Origin of the sequence: Fulvimonas sp. R45 (assembly GCF_030504985.1) — a bacterium.
Lineage (GTDB): Bacteria > Pseudomonadota > Gammaproteobacteria > Xanthomonadales > Rhodanobacteraceae > Rhodanobacter_A.
This window is the reverse complement of record NZ_JASERU010000017.1, coordinates 30,985-46,897: the sequence shown is the minus strand read 5'-3', so window position 1 is coordinate 46,897 and position 15,913 is coordinate 30,985. Positions and strand designations below refer to the sequence as shown.

The following is a 15,913-nucleotide window of genomic DNA, read 5'->3' as shown; positions in this document are numbered from 1 at the left end:
GGGCCGCCGGTGAGATTCGCGAAGCACACCGCGCTGCTGGCGCTGCTCCTGCTGTCCGCCTGCCATCGCGGCATGCCCGCGGCGTCGTTCCACGCCGAGGGCATGCCGCCGAAGCTCAGCGACTGGCACATGGTCGAGGCACGCGACGGCAGACTCGTGCTCAACGACGGCGTGGTGCCGTACAACCTCAACAGCCACCTGTTCACCGACTACGTGCACAAGCTGCGCACGGTCTGGATGCCCAAGGGCACGTCGGCGAAGTACACCGCCGAGGGGCCGCTCGACTTCCCGCTCGGCACCGTGATCACCAAGACCTTCTATTACCCGCGCGCCGCCGACGGCAAGTTCGACGATGTGGCGCGCACGCTGGACTACGCCGGCGACTACGCCGGCCAGGGCCTCGACCTGGCCAGCGTGCGCCTGATCGAGACGCGCCTGCTGGTGCTGCGCAAGGACGGCTGGACGCCGTTCACCTACCTGTGGAACGACGCCCAGACCGAGGCCACCCTGGCGCGCACCGGCGCGGTGGAACCGCTGACCCTGGTCGACGCGCAGGGCGGCCGCGAGGACTTCAACTACGTGGCGCCCGACGAAGGCCAATGCGTCACCTGCCACGAAGCCAACATGCTGACCCGCAAGATCCAGCCGATCGGCCCGTGGTCGCGCCACCTGAACCGCGACTACGACTACGGCAAGGGGCGCGAGAACCAGCTCCAGCACCTGGCCGCGGTCGGCTACCTCACCGGCCTGCCGAAGCTGGGCGAGGTGCCGCGCGACGCCAACTGGCGCGACCCGGGCGCCTCGCTCGACGCGCGCGCGCGCGCCTGGCTCGACATCAACTGCGCGTACTGCCACAACCCGAACGGCGTAGCCAGCGTCACCGGCTTCTCGCTCGGCCACGACACGCCGGAAAACCACCGCCTCGGCATCTGCAAGTCGCCCGAGGCGGCCGGTCCCGCCACCGGCGGGCGCCTGTTCGACATCGTGCCCGGCAAGCCGGACGAGTCGATCCTGATGCACCGGCTCGCCTCCACCCGGCCCGGCGTGATGATGCCGGAGATCGGCCGCAGCACGGTGGACCGCGAAGGCATGGCGCTGATCCGGGCATGGATCCTTTCGCTGAAGGGCAACTGCGACATCGTGCACTGAGGTTCGGGTTTTCAAACTCTCAGCCTGGCCATGGATGACCCATCTTCACAAGCTCTGAGCCGCCGCGGGGGCGGCCGGCGAATCCAGCCACACGCTCGCGCGGCGAGCGGCAATGCCAAGGGGAGAAACGGGATGACCATGCGCCTGCGACCGCTGTCCACCCACCTGCGCCGCCTGCTCTACGGTGGCACCGCGCTGCTGCTGCTCGCGCCGCTGCCAGCCCTGGCCGGCCCCGCGCAGGACCAGGCGCGGAACAACGGCGATACGGCCGCCCGCAAGCCCGACAAGGTGCAGCAGCTCGGCGCCATCACCGTCACCGCGCAGAGCCGCGCGCAGGAAATGCAGGACGTGCCGATCCCGCTGCAGATCGTCACCGCCAAGCAGGTGGATACGCTGGCGGCCACCGACCTCAGCAAGATGAGCATCTTCGTGCCCGGCCTGGTGGTGGGCGGCGACCAGCCCACCCAGCCCAGCTACGAGTTGCGCGGCATCAGCACCGACGACTTCGGCATCGGCACCGAGTCCGCCGTGGGCGTCTACATCGACGGCGTCTACGCCGCGCGCTCCGGCGGCGCGCTGCTGGCCTTCAACGACATCAAGCGCATCGAGGTGCTGAAGGGCCCGCAGGGCACGCTGTTCGGACGCAACGCCGCCGCCGGCGCGATCTCCATCGTCACCAACGAGCCCAGCGACCGCTTCGAGGCCAGGGCGCGCCTGCGCTTCGGCAACTACGGCAAGCGCTACGGCGACGCCCTGGTCAACATTCCGCTGAACCAGGACATGGCGCTGCGCGTGAGCGTGCTGGACAACCAGAGCGACGGCTGGGTGAAGGACGCCGCCACCGGCAAGCGCTACGGCAAGGACGACGACTGGGGCACGCGCGCCGTGTACCGCTGGAACCTCGGCAAGGACACCCGCGTGCTGCTGGCCTGGGACCACGAGCAGCTGAAGCAGCCGCCGCATCCCGCCTTCGGCCTGATCGCGCTGTCGGACGACACCCACCAGCGCGCGCCGTTCCCTGCCGATCCCTCCGCCTACCTCAACCCGCTGCACGCACCGCTGTACAACGACACGGTGAATCCGATCGAGAAGCGCCGCTTCGACGGCGCCACGCTCACCGTCGACCACGGTTTCGGCTGGGGCAGCCTCACCTCCACCACCGCATGGCGCAACTTCGACACCGTCAACCGCGGCGACTACGACGGCACCAACCACATCGTCGACTACCTCGACACCGCCAACGTCGAGCACAACAACAGCTGGTACCAGGAGTTCAAGCTGGCCGGCAACACCGACCTGGTCGACTGGGTGGCTGGGGTGAGCTGGTACAGCGAGCAGGCGCGCCAGAGCAGCCAGACCGACATCTTCACCGACAGCCTCGACACGCTGGCGCAGAACGTGATGGGCGCGGGCACGCCGCTCACCGACATCAGCGGCGCACTGGGCGCGATGGGCCTGCCGTACAGCTTGCTCGGCGACCCGTGGCACGAGGCGATCAGCAACGACGGCCACTTCAAGGCCTACGCCGCCTACGGCGATGTGATCTGGCACCTCACCGACCGCCTCAACCTCACCACCGGCGCGCGCTTCACCCGCGACCAGAAGGACTTCTCCTGGTACAACATGCCGCGCCAGGCGCCACAGTTCGACGCCACCGTGCAGGCGCTGGACGCCGCCGGCATCCTCGCCATGCTGCCGCCCGAAGCGCAGTACGCGCTGGCCGCGTTCCAGCAGAACGTGATCTTCAGCCCCTCCAGCGGCGCCCCGGTCGGCATGCTGGTGAAAACCCGCAACCGCTGGAACGACATCAGCCCGCGCGCCGTGCTCGACTACAAGTTCGCCCCCGACGTGATGGGCTACGTGTCGGTCACCAAGGGCTACAAGGCCGGCGGCTACAACAGCGTGCAGATCGGCTCGCACTTCGCGCCCGAGAAGGTGTGGAACTACGAGGCCGGCCTCAAGACCGTGTTCCCGGACCAGCACCTGCTGCTCAACGCCTCCGCCTACTACTACCGCTACGACAACCGCCAGTCGCTGACGCTCGACCCCAACAGCGCCGGCTCCGGCGTGCCGCGCTATCTGGTCAGCAGCAGCAACCAGCAGGCCAAGGGCCTGGAGGTCGAGCTGCAGTGGCAGCCGGTCGACGCGCTGCAGCTGGGCCTCAACGCCGCCTACATCGACGCCACCTACCGCAACGCCACCGCACCCTCCGGCGCCGACCTGGACGGCCAGCCCACCGGCGAGCCGAAGTACTCCTACGCCGCCCACCTGGCCTATACCTGGCACGGCGTGGCCGGCGGCGACGTGAGCTTCGACCTGTCCCACGCCTACCGCGGCAAGTCGCGCTGCAACAGCGACTCGCGCCTGCAGGGCACCTGCCAGATCAGCCCCAACTTCAGCGTCGGCGCGGCGCAGCAACGCACCGACGCGCGGCTGGGCTGGAACGCGGCGGACGACCACTGGGGCGTGGCGCTGTACGCCAGCAACCTGTTCAACCAGCGCTACGTCACCGGCGTGAACAACATCACCGAGAGCGTGTTCGGCACGCCCTACGCCAGCATCACGCCGCCGCGCACGTGGGGCGTGGAACTGCAGGCGAAGTTCTGAGCCGCGCCATGAATCGTCCCGACGACGCCGACCTCGCCGCCCGCTTCCAGCGCCTGCGCCTCGCGCAGGCGGCCGCGCCGTCGCCGCCGTGGCCGCAGCGGGCGCGCCGGCTGCAGGCGTTGCGCGACCTGCTGCTGGCACACCGCGATGCCATCGCCGCCGCGATCCAGGCCGACTTCGGCTGCCGCCCGGCCGAGGAGACCGCGCTGCTGGAGGTCTTCCCCAGCCTCTCGGCGATCCGCCACGCGCTGCGCCACGGCCGGCGCTGGATGAAGCCGAAGCGCCGCCCCGCCGACTGGCTGTTCCTGCCCGCGCGCACCGAGCTGCGGCCGCAGCCGCGCGGCGTGGTCGGCATCATCGTGCCGTGGAACTACCCGCTCTACCTCGCCGTCGGCCCACTGGTGGACGCGCTGGCCGCCGGCAACCGCGCGATGGTGAAGATGAGCGAGTACACGCCGCGCTTCTCCGCGCTGTTCGCCGAGCTGGTGGCCGACGCCTTCCCGCCCGACGAAGTGACGGTCGTCACCGGCGACGCCGAGGTGGCGCAGGCCTTCGCCGCCTTGCCGTTCGACCACCTGCTGTTCACCGGCTCCACCGCGGTCGGCCACCAGGTGATGCGCGCCGCCGCCGCCCACCTCACCCCGGTGACGCTGGAACTGGGCGGCAAGTCGCCCGCCATCGTCGGCCCCGGCGCGCGCTTCGGCCAGGCGGTGGAACGCATCCTGCTCGGCAAGCTGGTCAACGCGGGGCAGACCTGCATCGCGCCCGACTACGTGCTGCTGCCGCGCGCGCAGGTCGAGGCCTTCGTCGCCGCGGCACGCGCCGCCGTGGCCAGGCTGTACCCCGGCCTCGCACGCAACCCGCAATACGCCAGCATCGCCACCGACCGCCACTTCGCGCGGCTGTCGGCCCTGCGCGACGAGGCCGCGGCCGCCGGCGCCCGCATCGAGCCGCTGGCCAACGCCGCGCCCGATCCCGTCCGCCGCCTGCTGCCGCCCGTGCTGCTGGCGGACGTCCGCGACGACATGGCCGTGATGCGCGAGGAAATCTTCGGCCCGCTGCTGCCGCTGGTCCCCTACGACACGCTGGACGAGGCGATCGCCCACGTCGCCGCCCGCCCGCACCCGCTCGCGCTGTACCTGTTCGAGACCGACCGCGCGCGCATCGACGCCGTGCTGGCGCGCACCCACGCCGGCGGCGTCACCGTCAACGACACGCTCTACCACATCGCCCAGCACGAGCTGCCGTTCGGAGGCGTGGGCGCCTCCGGCATGGGCGGCTACCACGGCGAAGCCGGCTTCCGCACCTTCTCGCACCTGAAGCCGGTGTTCCGCCAGGCGCGCTGGAACGGCGCCGGACTGCTCAACCCGCCCTACGGCAAGCGCTTCCGGCGGATGCTGGGTCTGCTGCTCCGGCGCGGATGATTCCCTGCGAGACACGGTAGCGCCGTGCAATCGCCGGCGTCGAGCGGGGGCGCCTCAGAGCCTGTTCACGACGTCCGGCATGGAGGCTTCGTGGCATACCATCGGCCTTCGCAGATCCTTCGTTCCCGGCCTGCCTTCTCGGTGCACGGGGAATGGATGCATGGCTGGGTTCGCATGCCTGACGAGATCGAGCGCCGGGTGTGAGCCCCGCCGTTGCCGCCACGCGTGCGGCAACGACCTGTAACAGCGCTACCTGGGCGGGTGCCCGGTCAGCTGCAAGGCCTGTTCGACCGCCTTGACCACCGCACCCGGCTGGTCGGCCTGGATCTCGTGCGAGGTATTGGCGACCCGCACCAGCGTTCCGCGCGACGAGGTGGCGACGATCTGCGCCTGGGTCCGGGCGCGGGCCTGTTCGAGCCCCTTGCGGTCGCGGGGCAGGGCGTCGGCATAGGTGTTGTCGGCGGACAGCACGATCAGGGGCGTCGACCCGTGCGTCTCCCGGGTCGGCACCGGCTGCTTGAACACCCCGACGTTGTCGTGGAGTACCGACAGCACCGTATGCCAGAACGCCGGCTTCGACATGCGGGCCAGGTCCGCCGCATTGACCTTCGCGCTCGCCAGCGGGTTGGCGTCGCCGAGGCAATCGTGCAGGTCCGGGGCGGCGGAAGGGAGCTTGCCCTTTTCGGCGGCCGCCGCGCAGCGGTCGAGAAATGCGAACCGTTGCGCCGACAGGGCGTCCTCGTCCTTCTGCCAGGCGGGCGCATACCGTGCGATGTCCTGCGCGGGCGGGTCGACCAGAACCATGGCACTCACGTCGGCCGGGTAGCGGCTCGCATACTCCCGCACGATGTTGCTGCCCAGCGAATGCCCCACCAGCACCAGCGGCGTCTTGATGCCGGCATGCCGGATCAGCGCGTGCAGGTCCGATACGTCGGCGTCGAGGTCCCGCGGCAGGGGTCCTTCGCTGCTGAAACCATAGCCGGTGCGGTCGTAGGCGCATACGCGGGCGACCGGGGCCAGCAGCGGCTGCACCTTGAACCAGGTGGAGGAATCGGCGACCGCGCCGGCTTCCAGCATGACGGTCTGCGCTCCGCTGCCGGTGCAGCGCAGGTTGAGGTGGCGGCCGTTGCCGATGTCGACCCGCGTGCCCGCATGCGCGTAGCTGTCCGGTATGCGTCGTGGCGTCGCGGCCGGATCGGCGCCGCGGGCCGGCGCCAGGCCGAACGCCCCGGCAAGGAGCACGGTGCAGCCCAGGTTCCGATACATGCTGTTCATGGTTTGCCTCTGGTCGGGTGTCAGCAGCGGGGCGCTTAGAAATTCCATCCCAAACGCTGCAGGCGGGACGTAGCGGCGTGGCGCGATCCTTGGCGGGGAGCGCACAACGGCTTCGAATTCGTTTTTAGAATTACAAGCCGTATACTCAAATAGCGTGACGCCGGAAGTCAAGATGGTCGGCGACTGGGCCGGCGGCCCGCTTGTCGCTACCCTGCACGGGCCGTCGAAGCCGAGGAGTTCCAGCCTTGACCCCACGCCCCTACGTGAGCCGCGCCCGGGCGGCAGCCGCCGAGGCCCGGCGCCAGGCGGTCATCGAGGCGGCCGCCGCGTTCATGCGCGCGAATCCCATGACGGTGTTTTCGCTGGAAAGCGTTGCGGCGGCGGCGGGGGTCACCCGGCTCACGGTCTACAAGCAGTTCGGTTCGCGCGGCGGGTTGCTGGAGGCCGTGTTCGACGTCCTGGCAAGGAACGGCCGCCTGGGACGCATCGCCGATGTCGTCACCGACCCCGACCCGCGGGAAGGCCTCATGCGCCTGGCCGAAGTGTTCTGCGATTTCTGGTCCGGCGATGCCGCGGTCGGCCGCCTGCACGATGCGATGGCGACCGACCCCGACCTGGCCCGGGCTTTGTCGGAACGCAACGAGCGACGGCGGCGGGCGGTTGCGGCCCTGCTCGAGAGAATGCAGCTGCCCGCGACGGCGGGCCAGCGGCGGGACGCCGCCGACCTCATCTTCGCGCTCACGAGCTACCCGATGTTCCGCCTGTTGTCCGGAGGGCGGTCGGCCGCCGGGGCCTGCGCGCTGATCAAGGCGGCCTGCAGCGACGCGCTGGACCGGTTGACGGCCAGGCCCCCGGCCGGGCGCGCCTCCGGCACGCACTGGCATTGATGCCGGGCGCCCGGGCAACGCGCGTCGAAGCCACCAGGCCCCCGCCCGGCATGCGGCCTCACGGCATGGCGCGGATCGCCGGCACAAAAAAGCCTCCCCGCGGACGGGGAGGCTTCCGGTGCGTTCCTCTCGCCTGCGCGATCAGAACTTGTACTGCGCCGACACGCTGAGCAGGTTGCCGTAGTCGTCGAAGTTGCCCGCCAGCACGTCGCCGGTGGAGCTGGTCGAACCGTTGACGTGCGCCTGGTTGACGAAGATGTGCGCGTACGAGGCGTTGATCTCGAAGTGGTCGTTGGCCTTGTAGCCGATGCCCACGGTGACGAACTTGCGGGTGGAGTCGGGTACGCGCGGGTCGCGGTTGGCGGCGCGGGTAGGCGTGGTGTCCACCGCCAGGCCGCCGCGCAGGGTCAGCCTGTCGTTGACGTAGTAGTCGCCGCCGATCGACGCGAACCAGGTGTCGCGCCAGTTGAACGGCTCCACCGTGGCCGGCTGCGCCGGGTTGGCGTAGTTCACCACCAGCTGCTTGAGCACGCTCCACTGGGTCCAGGACAGGTCCATGCCGATGCCGAACTTCTCCGCCTGGTGCCAGTAGCTGGCGGTGGCGCTGGCCGGCGTGGTCAGGTTGGCGTTGCCGGTGGTGTGGGTGAACGGCACCGCGCCGCCGAGCAGGCCGGCCACGGTCGGCGTGCCGAGCAGGTAGGCCACGTTGTCGGGCACGGTGAAGTTGGCGGTGCCGCCGATCTTGTGCTTGATGCGCGAGTGGTAGTCCAGCGCCAGGCGGTCGGATGGGCTCAGCTTCCACAGCGCGCCGACCTGCCAGCCAAAGCCCCAGTCGTCGCCCTTGATGCGCGCGTAGCCGTCGCTGCCCGGCGGCACCAGCGCGCCGATCTGCTGCAGCAGCGCGGGCGCCATCTGCGCCGGGATCTTGCCGGCCGCCACGCCCTGCTGCACCAGGCCCATGCCGACCATGTTGAAGTTGATCGCGCTGGTCAGCTCGGCGCTGGTGCGCTGGGCGATCGCGCTGGCGCCCAGGGTGAAGTTGTCGGTGACGTCGTAGGAGGCGGACAGCGTGGCGTCCAGCGATTCCAGCTTGGTCTTCAACGCGTTGTAGCGGCCGACCCAGTTGCGGTCGTATTCGGTCTGGAAGCCGAACGGCACGGTCAGGCCGCCGCCGATGTGCCAGCGGTCGCCGACCTGGGTGGCGATGAAGAACGCGGGCACCGGCAGCGTGGTGCCGGCGTCGCCGCCATTGCCGCCGCTGATCGGGCGGCCCAGCGCGTCGTGCGCCGAGCCGTTGAACGTGGCGCTGAAATTGATTGCGGTGACGTCGGCCTGGAAGTAGGTGCCGTTCAATTCGGTCATGGCCGCGGGGTTGTTCGCCACCACCGACACGTCGCCGCCGGCGGCGGCCGAACCGGCGTAGGCGCGGCCCATGCTCTTGGCGCTGTCTTCCTTCAGCTGGAACGCGCTGGCCTGCGCGCCCGTCGGCAGGGCGAGGCCCGCCGCGACGGCCAGGCCCAGCGTGGCCAGCGCCAGCGGACGTGCCGCGCCGGTGAGGTGACGGAAAGACTTGTGCATGGCTTGCTCCTGCGTATCGTGGCGGCTGGAATCGGGGAACAGGGCGTTCTGTATGAGGCTTTCACGCGGGATTCATACGCGCGTTTGACACCCTTGGCCGGCACTCTGCCGGCTCCGCCGGGGCGGCGCAAGTGCGGTCGCAGCAAACAGTCCCGGCGCGGGCTGCTAACCTTCGGCTCTTCCCACCGATCCATGGACGTCGCCATGCACAGCCACGTCTACGCCAGCCAGCGCAAGGCCGATACCTACCTGTGGCTGGCCGAGCGCGACCGCTTCGACCTGCTGCCGCCCAGCCTCGCATTGATGCTTGGCGAGTTGCGCTTCGTGCTGGAAGTGGAGCTGAGCGGCGATCGCCGCCTGCCGCAGGAAGACGCGCAGCAGGTGCTCGAACACCTGCGCACGCAAGGCTGGCACCTGCAGCTGCCGCCGAACTCCACCCTGGCCGCCGGCAACCACCTGCCCTATGGCAGTTCGCTGGCGGACCGCCGCGAGGACGAGGACGAGTAGCGCATCGCCACCGCACGCTCGTTAACAAAGGATTACCGCCTGCTCTTGTCACGCTTTCTATACTCGTCGTCATGCCTTCTTCCAAATCGCGCCGGCGCCCGTCGCCCTTCCTGTCGTCCCTTGCCTGGTTCGTGCCCGGACTGATCGCCGCGGCGGTCGCCGGCATCGGCGCCCACCCGCTGGCGCTGATCCCGCTGCTGCTGGCCAACACGCTGACCATGGCCGCGGTCTGCCACGCCATCGGCTTCGACCCCGAGCCGCACTACGGCCGCACCGTGCTGCGTCGCGGCGCCGCCCACCTGGTGATGTTCACCGGCTACGTGGCGCTGGTGTTCCTGCTGGTGGCCGGGCCGATGCTGTGGCTCAACCAGCAGCACGGGCTCGGCGCCACGCTGCTGCTGGCGGTGGCGCTGGTGGTGGCGCTGGCCGTGCTGTGGCGGCTGTGGCCCGCGTTCGGACTGGTGTTCGTGTGGGACGACGCCTACCCCGCGCAGGCGCAGCACGAGGGCTCGTGGATCTTCACCGCCACCGCGCGCAGCATCGCGTTCGGCCGGCACCTGTCGCGCGAGGAGCGCTTCTTCACCCACTTCCTGCCCGCCGCGCTGGCGCTGCTGGTGCTGGCGTTCTGCGCCATCGCGCTGAGTGGCTTGTACGGCGTGCTGCCGGCGGAGATGCGCACCGCCACGCTGGCCATCTACGCGCTGGTGCTGATGCCGCTGGGCTGCCTGGTGGTGGCCAACCGCACGCTGCGCGCGCTGCTGTGCGAGAACCGGCAGGTCCGCCGCCACGCGCCGGCCGCCGACGCCGACGGCGCCGGACCCGCGCGCACGGCGCCGCCGCCCCCGGTGGCGCTGAGCGAGCAGGAACGCACCGCCGGCACGCCCGAGCAGGCGGCCGCGCTGCTCGCCGCCACCCGCGACGGCGACATCGAGCGCGCGCTGGCACTGCTCGACGCCGGCGCCGACCCGGACACCGCCCCGCCGCCGGGCGACCGCGACCAGCGCCCGGCGCTGATGCTCGCCGCGCTGCTGCCCGACACCCGCCTGCTGCGCGCCCTGATCGCCAAGGGCGCCGCCGTCGACCGCGCCGTCGGCGGGCTCACCCCGCTGCTGGCCGCCACCCGCGACAGCCGCGCCGGCCGCGCCGACGCGGTGATGACCCTGCTCGCCAACGGCGCCAGCGCACTGGCCGCCGACGCCGAGGGCAACACCCCGCTGCACGGCGCCGTGCTCAGCGAGGAACCCATCGTCGCCGCCATGCTGCTGGACGCCGCCGCGCCGGTGAACGCGCTGAACAAGGCCGGCCTCAGCCCGCTCGCGGCGGCCTGCCGCGCCGCCAACTGGCCGCTGGCGAAGTTCCTGCTGGAACGCGGCGCCAAGCCCGCGCCCGCCGACGGCGAACCCGCCCTGGTCGCCGCCGCCGGCATCCCCGATGACGACCCCGAAGGCGTGAAGCTGCTGCTCAAGCACCGCGCCGCGGTGAACGCGGTGGACGCGCAGCACCGCAGCGCGCTGATGGTGGCCGCCGCCGAGGGCCACGAGCGCATCGTCCGCGCCCTGCGCGCCGCCAACGCCGACGTGGCGCTGGCCGATCGCCACGGCAGCACCGCGCTGATGGAAGCCGCGCGCGCCGGCGCCGTCGGCATCGTGCAGCTGCTGGCCGAAGCGCAGCCCGACGCGCGCGTGCGCGACGGCCACGGCCGCGACGCGCTCACCCTGGCCTGCCAGTCGCCGCGCGCCCATGCCGACACCGTGCGCGCCCTGCTCGCCCTGGGCGCCGAACCGAAGACGCCCGGCAGCGACGGCCGCAGCGCGCTCGACCACGCCGCCGCCGCCGGCCGCTGGGACCTGGTTGCCCTGCTCGATCCCGACACCCCGCTACCGGCCAGCCTGGAAGCCACCGCGGCGCCGGCCGAAGGCGCCGACACGCCGGCCCACCTGCTCGACGCGCTGCGCTTCGGGCACTGGGCCGTGGTCTCCGGCTTCGCCACCCGCGTGCGCGAATGGCCGCAGGCGGAACTGGCCCAGCTCTACCTCGAACTCGCCGCCCCCGGTCTCGGCACCGCGCGCCGCTGGCTGCTCGACCACGGCCTCGCGGCCGAAGCCCGGCTCGCCCCTGTCGCCGCCGGCGCGGAGGAGCCCGACGGCGGCGACGAGGCCGATGCCGGGCCGCGCCTGCCGCCTCCGCACCGACGCCTGTTCGACGCGCTGCTGCTGCAGCTGCCGGCCGCCACCGAGGCGGTGGACGACCTGCTCGGCGCCGGCGCCACGCCGGCCGGCGCCGGCCTGCTGGCGCAGGCGCTGGGCCGCCTGCAGGGTTCCGTGCAGGGCGCCGCGCTGCCGCTGGCCATGCTCGAGCGCGGCGCCGACCCGTTCGGCCCGGACGCGCAGGGCCGTACCCCGCTGCACCTCGCCACCGCCGCCGGCCAGCACGCCCTGCTGCATGCCCTGCTGGCGCGCGGCTGCGATCCCAACGCACGCGACCACGAGGGCCGCACCCCGCTGTTCGCCGCGCTGGCGCACGGCGCCGGCGCGCTGCCGCTGGTGCGCGAGCTGGTCGCCCACGGCGCCGACGCCGAGGCCGCCGACGCCAACGGCGAGACCCCGCTGGGCCTGGCGCTGGAACACGACGACGTCGAGCGCTGGCTGGACTGGGGCGCCTGGCCGCGGCCGCGCCGACCACTGCGCGCCGACGACCTGCCGGCCGCCGCCAAGGCCGGCGCCGACGCCGCGGTGGAACGCCTGCTCGAACTCGGCTTCGCGGTGGACACCCGCGACGCGCACGGCGCCAGCGCGCTGCTGCACGCCTGCGGTGCCGGCCATCGCGAGACCGCCGCGCGCCTGCTCGACGCCGGCGCCGACGCCACCCTCGCCGCGCACAACGGCATGACCCCGCTGGGCGCCGCCGTGGGCGCGCGCCGCGAGGCACTGGTCGCGCTGCTGCTGGAGCGCGGCGCGCCGGTGGACCAGCGGCTGCCCGGCGAAGCCACCGCGCTGATGCTGGCCGCCGCGCTGGGCTACCCGGAGATCGCCGAGCGCCTGCTCGATGGCGGCGCCGACATCCACGCCGTCGACGCGCGCGGCCACGGCGCGCTGCACGCCGCCGCGCAGTTCGGCTTCGAGCACAACGACAGCCTGCGCGCGCGCCGGCTGTTCGACGTGCTGCTCAGGCGCGGCGCCGACGCGAACCTCGGCGACCGCGAAGGCAAGACCCCGCTGCTGCTGCTGCTCGGCGCCCAGCTGCGCCCCGGCAGCGACTGCGACGCCACCCACCTCGGCGCGCTGCTGCCGGTGCTACTGGACGCCGGCGCCAAGCTGGAGCACGCCGACCAGCGCGGCGTCACCGCGCTGCACGCCTGCGCCATGCACGCGCTGCTGCCGCCGGCGCGCGTGCTGCTGGCGCGCGGCGCCGACCGCGCCGCGGCCGACGCCTTCGGCCGTACCGCGGCCGACGTGGCGCGCCAGCTCGGCTACGTCGACGTCGCCCACGAGCTGGCCGCGCGCAGCGCCGGCGCCATCCCAAGCGTGCGGCAGACGCTGCGCCAGCCCGCCCAGCCGACGGAGTGACCTCGACGGGTCCCGTGCCGCGGGGCTCCCGGAGGCCGTGGACAGGCCCGGCCGCGCGACGCGGCCGGCGGCGGATCACAGCGTGTCGGTGAGCGGCTTGTCGGGATCGCGCTCGCGCGCCTGCTCCGCCTGCGGCAGCGCGTCGGCCTCGAACAGCCGCTCAAGGTCGGCCAGCGCCTCGCGGGTGGTCTGCACCAGCTTGGTCTCGTCGTCGTAGACCAGGTACTGCGTCTTCAGCAGCTCGGCATCCTGGCGACGGAAGCGCTCGACGCGGTCCATCGCGCGCTCCGGCGTCATGCCCAGCGCCACCAGCGCCTGCTTGGTCATCTTCAGGCTGGAATACAGCGTCTCGCGCACCGGGTCGTCGACGCCCATGTCCATCAGCCGCCACACGTGCTGGCGGTTGCGCGCGCGCGCCACGATGCGCAGGTGCGGGTACTGCCGGCGCACCACGCGCGCCACGCGCAGGCTGGATTCGGGGTCGTCGCTGGCCAGCACGAACACCTCGGCCTTGTCCGCCTGCGCCGCGCGCAGCAGCTCGGGGCGCGCGGGGTCGCCGTAGAAGATGTCGTTCCAGTTGCCGAAGCGGCGCACCATGTCCATCTGTTCGATGGAATGGTCCAGCGCCACGAACGGGATGCCCTCGGCGCGCAGGATGCGGCCCACCACCTGGCCCATGCGGCCGAAGCCGGCGATGATCACGCGCGGCGCGCCGGCCTCGATGGTGTCGTACTCGCGCTCGGGCTTCTTCGCCTTGCCCTCGCCCAGCAGTTTCGCCAGCAGCGCCACCAGCAGCGGGGTCAGCGCCATCGACAGGGTGATCGCCAGCACCAGCTCGCCGCCCTGGTGCGCGCCGACCAGCTTCTGCTCCTGCGCCAGCTTCAGCACCACGAAGGCGAACTCGCCGCCGCTGGCCAGCAGCACCGCCAGGCGCAGCGCGTCGCGGCGGTCCAGTCCGCCGACCAGCCGGCCCAGCGGCCACAGCAGCACGCCCTTCACCAGCAGCACGGCGGCGGTGAGGCCCAGCACCAGCAGGGGTTCGCGCAGCAGCAGGCCGACCTGCATCGACATGCCCACGCTGACGAAGAACAGCCCCAGCAGCAGGCCCTTGAACGGTTCGATGTGCGATTCCAGATCGTGCCGGTATTCGGAGTCGGCCAGCAGCACGCCGGCGAGGAAGGCACCCAGCGTCACCGACACGCCGGCCAGCTCCATCAGCAGCGCCACGCCCATCACCACCAGCAGCGCGGTGGCGGTGGACACTTCCACCGTGTCGGCCTTGGCCACGAAGCGGAACACCGGGCGCAGCAGGTAGCGGCCGCCGACCATCACCACCACGATCACGCCCAGCGTGCGCAGCGCGCCGAGCAGGTCGAAGCCGTGCTGCCCGGACGAACCGGCCAGCAGCGGCACCGCCGCGATCAGCGGGATCGCCGCCAGGTCCTGGAACAGCAGGATCGCGAACGCCTGCCGGCCGTAGGCGGTGCCGGCCTCCTTGCGCTCGCCCAGGATCTGCAGCCCGAACGCGGTGGACGACAGCGCCAGGCTGCCGCCCACGATCGCCGCCGCGCGCGGCGGCAGCCCGCAGAACGCCCAGGCGATCGCGCCGACCACCACGCTGGTGGCCAGCACCTGCAGCAGGCCGGTGCCGAACACCGAGCGGCGCATCACCCACAGCCGCTGCGGCGACAGCTCCAGCCCGATCACGAACAGCATCAGCACGATGCCGAATTCCGAGATCGTGCTGATGCCGTCCACGTTGCCGACCAGGCGCAGCACCGACGGCCCGATCACCACCCCGGCCAGCAGGTAGCCCAGCACCGAGCCCAGCCGGAAGCGCTTGGTCAGCGGCACGGCGACCACCGCCGCCAGCAACAGCACCACCGCCGTCTCCAGGAAACGATGTCCTTCCACGCGCGCGCACCTTGTCGGGGAGGGACCGATTATTCCACGCGCGCGCCGTCGCGTGCTGCGCACTGCCGCGCGGCCACGCGACGTGGGATCATCGCAGCCATGAAACGCCCTGCCGCCCTGCTGCTCGCGCTCGCCGCCGCCGGCCCCGCCGCCTGCGCCGGCACGCGCGACGCCATCCCCGTCTACGGCTACGCCGTGGTGCATGCCTACCCGCACGACACCAACGCCTACACCGAGGGCCTGTTCTACCTCGACGGCCACCTGTACGAGAGCACCGGCCAGGTCGGCGCCTCCACCGTGCGCAAGGTGGACCTGGCCACGGGCAAGGTGCTGCAGCAGGCCGACACGCCCTGGCCCGACTACGGCGAGGGCAGCGTCGCCTGGCAGGACAAGCTGATCCAGCTGACCTGGCGCAACCACGAAGGTTTCGTCTACGACCTCGCCACGCTGAAGCCGCTGGCGCGCTTCGCCTATCCCGGCGAGGGCTGGGCGCTCACCACCGACGGCAGCTACCTCTACATGAGCGACGGCACACCGGTGATCCGCCGGCTCGATCCGAACACCCTGCAGCAGGTGGGCAGCATCCACGTCACCGCCGACGGCAAGCCGCTGGAGAACATCAACGAGCTGGAATGGGTGAAGGGCCAGCTCTTCGCCAACGTATGGCTCACCACGCACATCGCGCGGATCGACCCGGCCAGCGGCAAGGTGGTGGGCTGGATCGAGCTGGGCGGGCTGGTGCCCAAGGCGGACTCCCTGGGCGACCCAGTCAACGACGTGCTCAACGGCATCGCCTACGACGCGAAGCACGACCGCCTGTTCGTCACCGGCAAGTGCTGGCCGAAGCTGTACGAGATCCGGCTGACCGGGCCGGCACGGGAACGCTGAGGTCGTTTGCCTCCTCCCCCTGCTTGCAGAGGGAGGCCGGGAGGGGAACGGGCTTGTCGCGAGCTTGCCTACCCCTCCCCGACCCTCCCCTGCACGCAGGGGAGGGAGCTCTTGCCCT

10 protein-coding genes are annotated in these 15,913 nt (G+C 71.9%); 7 read left to right on the top strand and 3 right to left on the bottom strand.

Translation table 11 applies throughout. The features are described 5' to 3' along the window. Nucleotides 1–9 precede the first annotated feature (9 nt). The 3 genes from QMK61_RS14225 (at nt 10) to QMK61_RS14215 (ending at nt 5,180) form a co-directional block, all read left to right on the top strand. A complete protein-coding gene (locus QMK61_RS14225) occupies nt 10–1,149 on the top strand; it encodes an SO2930 family diheme c-type cytochrome (protein WP_302072888.1) in 1,140 nt (379 codons plus the stop codon). Between the two features lie 132 nt (nt 1,150–1,281). Continuing rightward, complete coding sequence (locus QMK61_RS14220) at nt 1,282–3,756, top strand: TonB-dependent receptor (protein ID WP_302072887.1); 2,475 nt, start codon at nt 1,282–1,284, stop codon at nt 3,754–3,756. Nucleotides 3,757–3,764: 8 nt separating this feature from the next. After that, on the top strand, nt 3,765–5,180 hold the full coding sequence (locus tag QMK61_RS14215) for a coniferyl aldehyde dehydrogenase (protein WP_302072886.1): 1,416 nt from the start codon (nt 3,765–3,767) through the stop codon (nt 5,178–5,180). 249 nt (nt 5,181–5,429) lie between these two features. Here QMK61_RS14215 and QMK61_RS14210 read toward each other — a convergent pair whose 3' ends face one another. After that, nucleotides 5,430–6,503, bottom strand: coding sequence for an alpha/beta hydrolase (locus QMK61_RS14210; protein WP_302072885.1), 1,074 nt, complete (start codon nt 6,501–6,503; stop codon nt 5,430–5,432). Between the two features lie 197 nt (nt 6,504–6,700). Between QMK61_RS14210 and QMK61_RS14205 the strand changes: the two genes are divergently transcribed. After that, nucleotides 6,701–7,342: a TetR/AcrR family transcriptional regulator gene (locus tag QMK61_RS14205; protein WP_302072884.1), complete on the top strand. Its 642-nt coding sequence runs from the start codon at nt 6,701–6,703 to the stop codon at nt 7,340–7,342. A 141-nt stretch (nt 7,343–7,483) separates the two neighbouring features. Here the strand turns inward: QMK61_RS14205 and QMK61_RS14200 are convergent, their stop codons facing one another. After that, the gene (locus tag QMK61_RS14200; protein ID WP_302072883.1) at nt 7,484–8,920 is read right to left on the bottom strand and encodes an outer membrane protein transport protein; all 1,437 of its coding nucleotides are present in this window, start codon (nt 8,918–8,920) and stop codon (nt 7,484–7,486) included. Nucleotides 8,921–9,124: 204 nt separating this feature from the next. Here QMK61_RS14200 and QMK61_RS14195 point away from each other — a divergent pair, with 204 nt between their 5' ends. Next, on the top strand, nt 9,125–9,427 hold the full coding sequence (locus QMK61_RS14195; RefSeq protein WP_302072882.1) for a YcgL domain-containing protein: 303 nt from the start codon (nt 9,125–9,127) through the stop codon (nt 9,425–9,427). A gap of 71 nt (nt 9,428–9,498) precedes the next feature. Continuing rightward, entirely contained in the window at nt 9,499–12,993 is a 3,495-nt protein-coding gene (locus QMK61_RS14190) for an ankyrin repeat domain-containing protein (protein WP_302072881.1), read from the top strand. A 75-nt stretch (nt 12,994–13,068) separates the two neighbouring features. Here the strand turns inward: QMK61_RS14190 and QMK61_RS14185 are convergent, their stop codons facing one another. Continuing rightward, nucleotides 13,069–14,907, bottom strand: coding sequence for a monovalent cation:proton antiporter-2 (CPA2) family protein (locus QMK61_RS14185; protein ID WP_302072880.1), 1,839 nt, complete (start codon nt 14,905–14,907; stop codon nt 13,069–13,071). Nucleotides 14,908–15,006: 99 nt separating this feature from the next. Here QMK61_RS14185 and QMK61_RS14180 point away from each other — a divergent pair, with 99 nt between their 5' ends. Next, nucleotides 15,007–15,795: a glutaminyl-peptide cyclotransferase gene (locus QMK61_RS14180; protein ID WP_302072879.1), complete on the top strand. Its 789-nt coding sequence runs from the start codon at nt 15,007–15,009 to the stop codon at nt 15,793–15,795. Nucleotides 15,796–15,913: the final 118 nt, after the last annotated feature.